The following is a 12,134-nucleotide window of genomic DNA, read 5'->3' as shown; positions in this document are numbered from 1 at the left end:
GCGCAGCCGGGCGCGGGGGAGGCCCTTTACGCCATCAGCGGCTCGCCCTGCATTTCCTCGATCTGCTCGACCAGCATGTCGACCTGGCTTTGCCAGTAGTCGCGGCTGCCGAACCAGGGAAAGTTGACCGGGAAGGCCGGGTCCTGCCAGCGCCGCGCCAGCCAGGCGCTGTAGTGGATCAGGCGCAGGGTGCGCAGCGGTTCGATCAGGGCGAGTTCGCGCCGGTCGAAGGGTCGGAACTGTTCGTAGCCGTCGATCAGCGCGCCGAGCTGCTGCGTCTGCTGGCGGCGGTCGCCGCTGAGCAGCATCCACAGGTCCTGCACCGCCGGGCCGGTGCGCGCATCGTCCAGGTCCACGAAATGCGGGCCGGCGCCGGGCTGGCCTTCGGGGGTCCAGAGGATGTTGCCGGGGTGGCAGTCGCCGTGCAGCCGGATGCGGGCGATGCCGCCGCCTTCAGCGTCTACCTTCGCTGCGTCAGCTGCCTGCGGGCGCAGCGCCGGGTGCGCCTCGATCAGCGCCAGGGCCTCCTGCAGGGCTTCGGTCCAGGCGGTGCGCACCTCGGGCGCGATGGCCTGGTGCTGCAGCAGCCAGTCGCGCGGCTCGTGCGCGAAGGTGGCAGCGTCGAGCGCCGGGCGGCAGACAAAGGGGCGCGATGCGCCCACCGTGTGGATGCGCGCCAGAAAGCGGCCGATCCATTCGAGCACCTCGAAGTCGTCCAGCTCGGGCCGGCGTCCGCCGCGGCGCGGGCTCACCGCAAAGGCGAAACCACCGAAGTGGTGCAGCGTGGCCCCCTGGACCACCAGCGGCGGCACCACGGGGATTTCGGCCGCCACCAGTTCGGCCGCGAAGGCGTGCTCTTCGGCGATCTGTTCGTCGCTCCAGCGTTCGGGGCGGTAGAACTTGGCGACCACCTGCTCGTGCCCCTCGTGCGGCGTTTCCAGATGGATCTGGTAGACCCGGTTCTCGAAGCTGTTGAGCGCGGCCATGCGCCCGTCGCCCCACAGGCCGATCTGGCCCAGCGCGTCCTGCACCACGTCGGGGGTGAGGGCGGTGTAGGGGTGGAGGTGGGGGGCATCGGAGGTCATGGGCGATTGTCGCCGGGGCGAGGGGGCGCCGCCATAGGCCTCGCCTATGATCGGCGCATGTCCAAAGCCGCCCTGAAAAAACGCCCGCCCCAGACCCTGGAGGAGCAACTGCCCGAGCTGCGGCCGGGCCAGTCGGTGGAGCTGCTCAAGGAGCTGCACATCCTCACCCGCGAGGGCAAGCTCAACCAGGACACGCGGCGCAAGCTCAAGCAGGTCTACCACCTGGTGCAGTTCATCGAACCGCTGTTGGCCGAGGTGCTGAAAGAGCGTGGCGACGTGACCCTGGCCGACCACGGCGCGGGCAAGTCCTACCTGGGCTTCATCCTCTACGACCTGTTCTTCAAGGACAAGCCGGTGGGCCACGTGTACGGCGTGGAGTCGCGCGCCGAGCTGGTGGCGAAATCGCAGGGACTCGCGGCCCGGCTGGGTTTTGATCGCATGGCCTTCCTGGCCACCACGGTGCAGCAGGCGCTGAGCCACCCCGACCTGCCGCCGCGCATCGACGTGGTGACCGCGCTGCACGCCTGCGACACCGCCACCGACGACGCCATCGCCTTCGGTCTGGCCAAGCAGGCGCGCTTCATGGTGCTGGTGCCGTGTTGCCAGGCCGAGGTGGCGGGCGTGATGCGCAGCACCAAGGCGCTGAACCTGGCGCGCACACCACTGGCCGAACTGTGGCGCCACCCGCTGCACACGCGCGAGTTCGGCAGCCAGATCACCAACGTGCTGCGCTGCCTGCAGCTCGAAGCGCACGGCTACGGCGTCACTGTGACCGAGTTGGTGGGCTGGGAGCACTCCATGAAGAACGAACTGATCCTGGCCCGCAAGGCCGGGCCGGACCACAGCGCACAACAGGCCCGGGCCCGCGCGCGCCTGCAGCAGGTGCTCGATGAGCTGGGGCTGCAGGCCTTGAACGACCGGTTTCTGGGCGGCTTGCAGGCTTGACTATTTGCCGGCGGGTTTGGCGGGCGCGCTGGCCGGTGTGGCGGGGCCGCCCAGGCGCTTGCTGATCGATTGTTCGAGCTGCTTGACTTTGGGTTCGACGGTGCCGCGCGTGTCGGCCAGCAGCTTTTCCTGCAGGGCCTTCTGCATGCTGCCCGTGAGCTGCATGTACTTGGCGTAGACCGGGGACTCCAGCAGGGTCACGATCTGGAGCAGTTCGGCTTCGCTGAACTTCTCTTCCAGCAGGCTGCCGACGGTGGTGGGCGCGAGCTTGACGGCGCGGGTGGTCACCAGCGGCACGGTCTCGTTCAGGTATTTGGCGGTGTCGGCCTGGATCTCCTTGGCCACGGTCTCGCGCCGGTCGGCGCTCACCGCGTTGGGCAGGATGACGTCGGCGCGGTCGAGCAACTGGGCCGCGGGCTGTTCGGCCATGGCGCGCGCCAGGGCTTCGATGCCGGGTTGCTGGAGCTTGAGCAGGCGGGCCACCAGCTCCTTCTTGGTGGCGGGTGCCGCCGGGGTCTGGGCGCTGGCGCCGGTGGCGGCGATCAACAGGGCCAGGGTGAGGGTCAGGGTGTGTAAGGGTTTTTTCAGCATGGCGGATGGTACCTACATCGCCGGAGCGCGGATGTAACCAGCCATGTGCGCAGCCGCAGGCCTCCGGACTACCATGGCGCCATGGTTCGTTTCTCAATCCTGTGGATGTCCAACCGTCTGCGCCGCTTTGCTATAGGGCTGGCGATGTCGCTGGGGCTGGGCGGCTGTGCCGTGATGGACGGCGCCGGCCCGCAGGTGTTGTGGCCCTCGGACCCGGCCGCGCAGCAGTGCCTGCAGTGGTTCGAGCGCCTGGACGCGGTGATCGACGCCCACCATGTGCGCGACGGCGGCGCAGCGCCCATCGCGGGCTTCCCGTTTCTGCGCACCGACCGCCTGCTCGCTTCGTTTCGTGACGACGCCGCGCGCAGCGACGCGGCTTTCCAGGCCTGGGGCACGCGCCTGCGGGCGCTGGACGCGCAGGCGCGTGCGTTCGAGCGCGCCCACCTGCCCGCGGCGGCGCTGGCCGAACTGGGCGTGCAGGACGTGGCCAGTGCCGGCGCGCGCACGCAGCGTTGTGCCGATACGCTGTGGGCCGAGGTGGGGGCCCGCCCGGCGCTGCGGAGCACCCTGGCGCAGCGCGCATGGGTGCCCGACGACTACAGCGACTGGCGGCGCGCACTGGGGCTGTACCCGCTGACCCGGGTGCCATTTTTTGCCGGCGTCGAGCGCTGGCAGCAGCGCTGGAGCGCTACCTTTGCTCACACACGCGGGCGAATCGATACAGCTGCGGGCTGGCAGCGCCATGTGCCGGCCGCCGTTTCAGGCGCTGCCGGTGGCGCCGATGTGGCGGCCCTGCTCGGCGCCGTGCCCCACGACGCGCTGGGCATCCCGTCGCCCGACGCGGCCACCACCCAGCGCCTGCTGCAGGCCTACGCCCCGGTGCTGGTGATCGAGAACCGGGGCGCACACGACCGGTTCGGCCGCCTGCACTGGGGCGACGGCCCGGCGCCGCAGGTGGACGCTGGCCAGCCCGTGGTGTACCAGCGCCTGGCGCACACGCGGTTCGGCGAGCAGACCCTGCTGCAACTGGTCTACAGCGTGTGGTTTCCACAGCGCCCGCCCGAAGGCTCGCTGGACCTGCTCGCGGGCGCCGTGGACGCGGTGGTGATGCGCCTGACCCTGGCGCCCGACGGCCGGGTGTGGCTGTTCGACAGCATCCACGCCTGCGGTTGTTACCACCTGTTCGTGCCCACGCCCGCGTTCGTGCCCCGGCCGGCGCCCGAGGCGCGCAGCGAGTGGGCCTTTGTGCCCACCACGCTGCCGGTCATGCGCGTGGGCGAGCGGCTGCGGGTGGTGATCGAATCGGGCAGCCACATGGTGGTGGGCGTCGCCCCCGAACCCGCGGCCACAGTGGCGTCCGATGCCGCACCGGACCAGACCTATGCCTTGGCCGATGAAGACGGCCTGCGCAGCCTGCCCGGCGCCGACGGCCGGCGCCGCAGCGCGTTCTGGCCGCATGGCATCATGCCCGGCACCGAGCGCGGCGAGCGCCTGCTGTTCTGGCCCATGGGTATCGAGAGCCCGGGTGCGATGCGACAATGGGGCCGCCAGCCGACGGCCTTTGTCGGACGGCGGCATTTCGACGATGCACGGCTGCTGCAAGAGCGGTTCCTGTTGCAGCCGTCACTCGGCGCACCCTGAGGCCCGGTTCCCGGGCGGTCTTTCAGGCTGTGAACTGTTTCAACCGTCGCACGCCGCTGCGACCCACTCGCCCGATGGCCGACGGGGTGTGTTACACCCGCCATCCGGAACTTTGTCCCCATTCAGGAGAGCCTGCTTATGGTCACCGATTTCCCGTTTCTGCTGCAGTCCATGGCCTGGCCGCTGGTGCTGTTGATCGCCTGGTTCCTGGGTGAACGGCTGCACGAAACTTGGCAGGTGCCGCGCGTGTCGAGCTACGTGGCGGTGGGCCTGCTGGGCAGCCTGGTCAACCTGCCCGGCCTGACCGATGCCGTGCCCGGCCTGCCGTTCCTGGCCAATGTGGCGCTGTCGCTGGTGCTGTTCGAGCTCGGCTACCGCATCAACCTGCGCTGGTTCCGCCACAACCCCTGGGTGATGGCGCTGGGCCTGGTGGAGTCGGCCCTGACCTTCGCCGCGGTCTACCTGGCCAGCGGCTGGTTCGACCTGGCCACCGACACCCGCCTCATCTTCGCTTCCTTGTCCGTCTCGGCTTCGCCGGCGGGCATCGTGCGCGTGGCCAACGACCTGCGCAGCGCCGGCCAGGTGACCGAGCGCGTGCTGCACCTGTGCGCCATCAACTGCCTGGTCTCGGTGCTGGCCTTCAATCTGGTGGTGGGCTACTGGCACCTGAGCACCTCGGGAGACCTGGTGCTGGCGGCGTTCGGCAGCGTGCACGTGCTGGTCACTTCGGTGGCGGTGGGCGCGCTGCTCGGTGTGGCCGCTCCGTGGCTGTTGCGCGCCCAGCGCGTGCAGGCGCGTGACGTGACCGTGGTGTTCGCGCTGGCGGTGGTGCTGCTCACCACCATGGCCTACGGCCTGAAGCTCTCGCCCCTGCTGGCCGCGCTCACCTTCGGCATCGTCGCGCGCGAGCGCCGCGTGCACCTGACCAATGCGCAGCGCGGCTTCGGCACCGCGGGCGACCTGCTCACCGTGTTCCTGTTCGTCTACATCGCCTCGCTGCTGAACTGGGCCGACGTCTGGACCGGCATGCTGCTCGGCCTGGCGCTGATCGTGGTGCGGACCGCCACCAAGGTGGGCTGCAGCGTGGCGGCGGCGCGCCTCTCGGGCAGCACCGAGCGCAAGGGCCTGCTCACGGGCCTGGCGCTCACCCCCATGTCGGCCTTCGCCATCCTGTTGCTCGAACAGAGCCGCCTCTACGGGTTCGAGCCCGCGGCACACGTGCTCTCGTCCATGGCCGCGATGATGCTGGTGCTGGAACTGTTCGGGCCCGTGGTCACCCAGCGCGCACTGCTGGCCGCCCACGAAACCCACGTGACCAAGGAATAGGAGCTCTCTCATGCCACTGGAAACCTTCAAAGCCTCCGACTCGCTGACCATGGGCGTGGAGCTGGAACTGCAGCTCGTCAACACCTACGACATGGACCTTTCCAGCAGCGCCAACGACCTGCTCGAACTGCTGCGCCGCAAGCCCTTCCCCGGCGTGGTCACGCCCGAGATGACGCAGAGCATGATCGAGATCGCCACCGACGTGCAGCGCGAACATGGCCCGCTGCTGGCGCAACTGCAGCAGATCCGCGACACGCTGGTGCACGCCGGCGACCGGCTCAACATCGAGATCGCCGGCGGCGGCACCCACCCGTTCCAGCGCTGGTTCGAGCAGCGCATCTTTTCCAAGCCGCGCTTCCAGCAGCTCTCGGGCCTGTACGGCTACCTCGCCAAGCAGTTCACCGTGTTCGGCCAGCACGTGCACATCGGCTGCGCGTCGGCCGACGAGGCGCTGTTCCTGCTGCATTCGCTCAACCGCTATGTGCCGCACTTCATCGCGCTCTCGGCCTCGTCGCCGTTCTCGCAGGGGGTGGACACCCTGTTCGACTCGGCGCGCCTGAACTCGGTGTTCGCCTTCCCCTTGAGCGGGCGCGCGCCCTTCGTGCTGAGCTGGGAAGAGTTCGCCAACGTGTACTTCACCAAGATGGAGAGCACCGGCGTGGTCAAGTCCATGAAGGACTTCTACTGGGACATCCGGCCCAAGCCCGAGTACGGCACCATCGAGCTGCGCGTGTGCGACACGCCGCTAACCGTGGAGCGCGCCGCCGGCCTGGCCTGCTACCTGCAGGCGCTGTGCCGCCACCTGCTGGAACGCCGCGAGCCGCCGCCCGAAGAGGACGACTACCTCGTCTACACCTATAACCGTTTCCAGGCCTGCCGCTTCGGGCTGGACGGCATGATGGTCAACCCCAAGACGCGCGAGCAGATCAGCATCCGCGAGGACATCCTGGCCACGCTGCGCCACCTCACGCCGCACGGCGTGGCCCTGAACTCGCTGGCCGCGCTCGACGAGATCGAACGCACCGCCGCGCGCGACGGCAACCACGCCACCTACCTGCGCAAGCAGTACGCCGAGAGCGGCAGCGTGCAGGGCGTGGTGCGCGCCAGCGTGGAGGCGCTGCGTTTCGGTCCGAAGCCCTGAGCGGCTGAGCGGTTTTGAGGCCGGGGTGGCGGTTGCGGTTGCACGGCTGAGAACTGGGGGGTGAAAACCGGTCAGTTCCGGGCTTGTCAGGCAACTTCCTACAGCCTGAATGGCGGTGCGCCGACTTAACCAATTGATACAGGCTGAATACAGTTTGTCACATCGACAAACGTTTCATCACCAGCCCCTTTTCAGCCAGGACACCGCCATGAACTCCATCCACCGCCGCCTCAATCCCTTCGTCCTCATGCTCGATCCGGAAGCCGTGATCACCGCCATGGAGAGCAGCATGAACCTGCGGAGCCTGCGCCAGCGCGTCTGCCGCCCGCTGGACAAGCCGCTGATTCCCAAGACCCACGGCATCGACCGCATCGCCGTGCGCGACTACGACGCCGTGATCGACGCCGAAGAGTTCATGGACAGCGGCATCGACAACTACGTCGAAGCCCAGCCGGCGCTGCAAGCCGTGCACTGAGCCCACCCCCATCGCTTGCCCACTGCGTGTGGCCGCTCAGCCCCTCAAGGGGCAACGCGAGCGGCCTGGCAAAGCCAGTTCCGCCGCGTTCTCGACTGGGTAACATGCGCCGGAGAGGGGAAGTCGGTCCAGGGCACCGCGGAACCGGCTTTGCCGGGCCGCCAGTGCCGCCCCCTTGAGGGGGTGACGGGCAAAGCCCGGCGCGGGGGTGGACTTATCTAGAAAATCGCTTGCGGGTTAGGGCCAGCGCCAACCAGAAGGCGGCCACGGTGTAGACCAGCAGGACCAGGACGTGCAACCAGGGCTGTTCGGGCCACTGGTCCATGAACAGGGGGCGCACCAGCTCCACCGCGTTGGTCAGCGGCAGCCAGTCGGAAATGGCGCGCACCACCCCAGGCAGTTGTTCCCGTGGAAAGAACACCCCGGAGAGGAACATCATCGGGGTCAGGAACAGGGTGAAGTAGTAGGTGAAGAAGTCGTAGCCCTGGGCCAGGGCGTTGAACACCAGGGCGATGCACGAAAACGTGATGCCCACCCCCAGCAACACCGGCCAGGCCAGCAGGAGTTTGGGCGAATGGCTGATACCCAGGCCCAGCATCACGGCCATGATGGCCGTGACCGAAAACAGCGCCTTGAAGCCGGCCCACAACATCTCGGCCAGCACCACGTCGTCCAGGCTCACCGGCGCGTTCATGATGCCGTCCCAGGTCTTTTGCACGTGCATGCGCGAAAACGCCGAGTACAGCGCCTCGAAGCTGGCCGCGTTCATCGCGCTCATGCAGATGCTGCCGCTGGCCAGGAACAGGATGTAGGGCACGGCCGTGTCGCCCTGTGGCGTGGTGATGGTCACCTGGCCCACCAGCGCGCCCATACCGTAGCCGAACGCCACCAGCCACATCAGCGGCTCGGCGATGTTGCCCACCAGGCTGGGAATGGCGAGCTTCTTCCAGACCAGCAGATTGCGCAGGAAAACCGGCCACCAGCGGGTGGAAAGCCGGGGAATTGCCCAGTGCGAAGGGGGTGTGGTCACGGTGCTTGTGTTCATGTTCATCCGTCCTCCCGGATTTGCCGACCGGTGAGTTTCAGAAACAGGTCTTCCAGGTTCGCCGGCCGGTGCAGCGTGCGCAACTGGTGGTGTTGGCCCAGCGCGGCCAGCAGGGGCATGGCTTGCGCGGTGTAGAAAAACACCGTCTCACCGCTCACCTCCACGCGTGCCGCCAGCGCGCGCAGGGCGGCGTGTTCGGGGGCCTGGGCCAGTGCGAGCGCGCCGTTGCCGTAGACCTCCACCACGTCGGGTTCCAGGTGTTGCGCGATCAGTTCGCGGGGGCGGCCTTCGGCGATCTTGCGGCCGTGGTCCAGCACCAGCAGGCGCGAGCACAGGCGCTCGGCCTCGTCCATGAAGTGCGTGGTCAGCAGGATGCTCTTGCCTTGCTGCAGCAGTTGCTGCAGGCGTTCCCACATCAGGTGGCGCGCCTGCGGGTCCAGCCCGGTGGTGGGTTCGTCCAGCATCAGCAACTGCGGGTCGTTCACCAGCGCGCGCGCCAGCGACAGGCGCCGCTTCATGCCGCCCGAGAGTTCACCCGGCTTGGCGTCAGCCTTGTGCGAGAGGGCGGCGAACTCCAGCAACTGCGGGATGCGGGGCCGGATCTGCGCGGCGCCCATGCCGAAATAGCGGCCATAGACCAGCAGGTTTTCGGCGCAGGAAAAGTCCGGGTCCAGCGTGTCGATCTGGCTCACCACGCCCAGCTGCGCCTTGATGGCCAGCGCATCGCGCGGCATGTCCAGGCCGAAGGCGGTGATGCTGCCCGCGTCCGGGGTGGTCAGGCCCAGGCACATGCGGATGGTGGTGGTCTTTCCCGCGCCGTTGGGGCCGATCACGCCCAGGCATTCGCCCGGCGCGATGCGGAACGACAGGTCGTCCACCACGGTGGTGTCGCCATAGCGCTTGGCGAGGTGCTGGCATTCGAAGAGGGGTTTGTTCACGGGAGTGCCTTCGCCCTGCGGGCTGCGGTGCGCGCTGGCCGGGGAACGGCCCGGCGCTGCGCTCATGGATGGGATTGTGCCCGCTGGCACCCCACCTACAATGTCGGCCAGCCTGACCAGCGGTCACCCAGCAGCCCACGCGAGCCACCAGACGTGTCCTTATCCCCAGCCGTTGTTCTGCAATACCTGTTGCCCAAGCGGGCGATCACCGTGTTCGCCGGCTGGTGCGCCGGCTCCCGCGCCACCTGGTGGACCCACAACGTGATCCCCTGGTTCATCCGCCGCTACGGGGTCAACATGGACGAGGCGGTCAATCCCGATCCGCGCAGCTACGCCACCTTCAACGCCTTCTTCACCCGCGCGCTCAAGCCCGGTGTGCGGCCGCTGGCGCGCTCGGCCTTCGTCTGCCCGGTGGACGGCGCGATCAGCCAGTACGGCGCCATCGAACGCGACCAGATCTTCCAGGCCAAGGGCCACCACTACAGCACGCGCGCCCTGGTGGGCGGCGACGCCGAACTGGCCGCGCAGTTCGACGACGGCGCCTTCGCCACCATCTACCTCAGCCCCAAGGACTACCACCGCATCCACATGCCCAGCGCCGCGCGCCTGCGCCGCATGATCCACGTGCCGGGGGATCTGTTCTCTGTCAACCCGACCACGGCGCGTGGCGTGCCCGGCCTGTTCGCGCGCAACGAGCGCGTGGTCTGCGTGTTCGACGTGCCCCACGGCGAGAGCGGCGAGACGCGCCCCTTCGTGCAGGTGCTGGTGGGCGCCACCATCGTCGGCAGCATGGCCACCGTGTGGCACGGCGTGGTGAACCCGCCGCGCCCGGGCCAGGTGCGCGAATGGCGCTACGACGACCAGCAGTACATGTTGCGCCAGGGGGAAGAAATGGGCTGCTTCCTGCTCGGCTCCACCGTGGTGCTGCTCTGGCCCAAGGACACCATTGACTTCAACCCGCAGTGGCTCGCCGGGCAGGGCGTGCGCATGGGCGAGGCCATGGGCGAGGCCGTGCTGGGCGGGCGCCGCCCCTGAACCCCTTGAACCGACCACCCCTCCAGGACACCCCATGACCACCCTCGGCACCCCCCTGTCTCCCTCGGCCACCAAAGTGATGCTGCTCGGCTCCGGCGAGCTCGGCAAAGAGGTGCTGATCGCGCTGCAGCGCCTGGGCGTGGAGACCATCGCCGTGGACCGTTACGACAACGCGCCGGGCCAGCAGGTGGCGCACCACGCCCGCACCATCACCATGAGCGATCCGGCCCAGCTCCAAGCGCTGATCGAGGCTGAGCGCCCGCACCTGGTGGTGCCCGAGATCGAGGCCATTGCCACGCCCATGCTGGAGCAACTGGAGGCCGAGGGTGTGGTGCGTGTGATCCCCACTGCGCGCGCCGCGCGCCTGACCATGGACCGCGAAGGCATCCGCCGCCTCGCCGCCGAGACCCTGGGCCTGCCGACCAGCCCCTACCAGTTCTGCGATTCGCTGGACGAGCTGCAGGCGGCCATCGACGGGGGGATCGGTTACCCCTGCATCGTCAAGCCGGTGATGAGCAGTTCGGGCAAGGGCCAGAGCAAGATCGACGGCCCGGCCGATGTGCAGAAAGCCTGGGACTACGCGATGGCCGGTGGCCGGGTCGGCCCGGGGCGGGTGATCGTGGAAGGCTTCATTGCCTTCGACTACGAGATCACCCAGCTCACCGTGCGCGCGCTGGATGCCCAGGGCCAGGTGCAGACCCATTTCTGCGATCCCATCGGCCATGTGCAGGTGAGCGGCGACTACGTGGAGAGCTGGCAGCCGCACCCGATGACGCCGGCCGCGCTGGCCGAGTCGCGCCGCATCGCGAAGACCGTGACCGACAACCTCGGCGGCCAGGGCCTGTTTGGCGTGGAGCTGTTCGTCAAGGGCGATCAGGTCTGGTTCAGCGAAGTCAGCCCACGCCCGCACGACACCGGCATGGTGACCATGATCACCCAGTGGCAGAACGAATTCGAGCTGCACGCCCGCGCCATCCTGGGCCTGCCGGTGGACACCACGCTCAAGAGCCCGGGTGCCAGCGCCGTGATCTACGGTGGCGTGGAGGCCCGGGGCATCGCTTTCGACGGGGTGGACGACGCTCTGCGCGTGCCCCACAGCGAGATCCGCCTGTTCGGCAAACCCGAGAGCTTCGTGAAGCGCCGCATGGGCGTGGCGCTGGTGTTTGACGCCGACGTGGAAGTGGCCCGCACGCAGGCCAAGCTGGCCGCGTCCAAGGTCAAGCCCCGGGTGGCTTGATTCAGCGGGCGGGCGCTATGCGCGCGAGCTGCGCGTCGTGCCAGCGCGCCAGCAGCCACTGCGCCGCGATGGCGCCGATGAAGGCTAGCGCCATGTCTTTTTGCGTGTCCCAGGGGTCGCCCTGCGTGCCCAGGAAGGCCTCGGCCCCGGCGCCGATCGCGGCGGCCGCGCTCCATTCGATGAGTTCGTAGAGCGCGCTGATGGCGCCACAGACCGCCACCACCAGGGTGAACAGCCAGGCGCCCGGGCGCAGCGGGGTGTGGCGCAGCAGCAGCTCGCGCGCCACCATGGCGGGCACGAAACCCTGGGCCAGGTGGCCGATGCCGTCGTAGGGATTGCGCGCCAGGCCCATCAGCTCCTGCATCCAGAAGCCCAGCGGCACCTGGGCATAGGTGTAGTGGCCGCCCAGCATCAGGACCAGCGCGTGCACGAAGATCAGCGCATAGACCAGCGGCGTGAGTGGAAAGCGCCGCCAGGTGAGCCAGAGCAGGGGCAGGGCGATGAACACCGGCGCCACCTCCATGGCCCAGGTGTCCAGTTCCAGCGGCCGGATGCCCGAGAGGGCCAGCAAGGCCAGCAGGGCCACGGAATAGACGGCCAGGCCGCGCGCGCTCAGGGAGGGGTGTGGGGTCGGCATGCGCGCATGTTAACGGGGCGGTTCGAGTCGCCGGGGGG

General features: G+C 68.7%; 12 protein-coding genes. 7 read left to right on the top strand and 5 right to left on the bottom strand.

The genetic code is table 11. The annotated features are described in order from the left end of the window. Positions 1-26: 26 nt before the first annotated feature. Complete coding sequence (locus HTA01S_RS04985; protein WP_068167477.1) at positions 27-1,085, bottom strand: serine/threonine protein kinase; 1,059 nt, start codon at positions 1,083-1,085, stop codon at positions 27-29. A 57-nt stretch (positions 1,086-1,142) separates the two neighbouring features. Here HTA01S_RS04985 and HTA01S_RS04980 point away from each other — a divergent pair, with 57 nt between their 5' ends. After that, positions 1,143-2,030, top strand: a complete 888-nt coding sequence (locus tag HTA01S_RS04980; RefSeq protein WP_068167476.1) for a class I SAM-dependent methyltransferase — start codon at positions 1,143-1,145, stop codon at positions 2,028-2,030. On the opposite strand, the gene HTA01S_RS04975 is transcribed toward HTA01S_RS04980, so the two are convergent. Beyond that, the gene (locus HTA01S_RS04975) at positions 2,031-2,621 is read right to left on the bottom strand and encodes a hypothetical protein (protein ID WP_068167475.1); all 591 of its coding nucleotides are present in this window, start codon (positions 2,619-2,621) and stop codon (positions 2,031-2,033) included. 81 nt (positions 2,622-2,702) lie between these two features. Here HTA01S_RS04975 and HTA01S_RS04970 point away from each other — a divergent pair, with 81 nt between their 5' ends. The 4 genes from HTA01S_RS04970 to HTA01S_RS04955 all read left to right on the top strand — a co-directional run bounded on the left by HTA01S_RS04970 (position 2,703) and on the right by HTA01S_RS04955 (position 7,204). Further along, positions 2,703-4,262 carry a hypothetical protein gene (locus tag HTA01S_RS04970; RefSeq protein ID WP_157571975.1) on the top strand — a complete coding sequence of 520 codons (1,560 nt, stop codon included), beginning with the start codon at positions 2,703-2,705 and terminating at the stop codon, positions 4,260-4,262. Positions 4,263-4,400: 138 nt separating this feature from the next. After that, positions 4,401-5,588 carry a cation:proton antiporter gene (locus HTA01S_RS04965; RefSeq protein ID WP_068167473.1) on the top strand — a complete coding sequence of 396 codons (1,188 nt, stop codon included), beginning with the start codon at positions 4,401-4,403 and terminating at the stop codon, positions 5,586-5,588. A 10-nt stretch (positions 5,589-5,598) separates the two neighbouring features. Continuing rightward, on the top strand, positions 5,599-6,729 hold the full coding sequence (locus tag HTA01S_RS04960; RefSeq protein ID WP_068167472.1) for a YbdK family carboxylate-amine ligase: 1,131 nt from the start codon (positions 5,599-5,601) through the stop codon (positions 6,727-6,729). Between the two features lie 208 nt (positions 6,730-6,937). After that, positions 6,938-7,204, top strand: a complete 267-nt coding sequence (locus HTA01S_RS04955) for a hypothetical protein (protein WP_157571974.1) — start codon at positions 6,938-6,940, stop codon at positions 7,202-7,204. A gap of 214 nt (positions 7,205-7,418) precedes the next feature. Here HTA01S_RS04955 and HTA01S_RS04950 read toward each other — a convergent pair whose 3' ends face one another. Then, positions 7,419-8,249 (bottom strand): ABC transporter permease, encoded by an 831-nt coding sequence (locus HTA01S_RS04950; protein WP_068168105.1) that lies wholly within the window; start codon positions 8,247-8,249, stop codon positions 7,419-7,421. Between the two features lie 2 nt (positions 8,250-8,251). Beyond that, positions 8,252-9,253, bottom strand: a complete 1,002-nt coding sequence (locus HTA01S_RS04945) for an ATP-binding cassette domain-containing protein (RefSeq protein WP_084235860.1) — start codon at positions 9,251-9,253, stop codon at positions 8,252-8,254. Between the two features lie 87 nt (positions 9,254-9,340). Here HTA01S_RS04945 and asd point away from each other — a divergent pair, with 87 nt between their 5' ends. Next, the gene (gene asd / locus HTA01S_RS04940) at positions 9,341-10,222 is read left to right on the top strand and encodes an archaetidylserine decarboxylase (protein ID WP_068167470.1); all 882 of its coding nucleotides are present in this window, start codon (positions 9,341-9,343) and stop codon (positions 10,220-10,222) included. Between the two features lie 34 nt (positions 10,223-10,256). Continuing rightward, complete coding sequence (purT, locus tag HTA01S_RS04935; RefSeq protein ID WP_068167469.1) at positions 10,257-11,459, top strand: formate-dependent phosphoribosylglycinamide formyltransferase; 1,203 nt, start codon at positions 10,257-10,259, stop codon at positions 11,457-11,459. A gap of 1 nt (position 11,460) precedes the next feature. Here purT and HTA01S_RS04930 read toward each other — a convergent pair whose 3' ends face one another. Continuing rightward, positions 11,461-12,096, bottom strand: a complete 636-nt coding sequence (locus HTA01S_RS04930) for a DUF2238 domain-containing protein (protein ID WP_068167468.1) — start codon at positions 12,094-12,096, stop codon at positions 11,461-11,463. Positions 12,097-12,134: the final 38 nt, after the last annotated feature.

The organism is Hydrogenophaga taeniospiralis CCUG 15921 (assembly GCF_001592305.1).
GTDB lineage: Bacteria > Pseudomonadota > Gammaproteobacteria > Burkholderiales > Burkholderiaceae_C > Hydrogenophaga > Hydrogenophaga taeniospiralis.
Note: the sequence above shows the minus strand (reverse complement) of the source record. Positions and strands in the feature narration are given on the sequence as shown.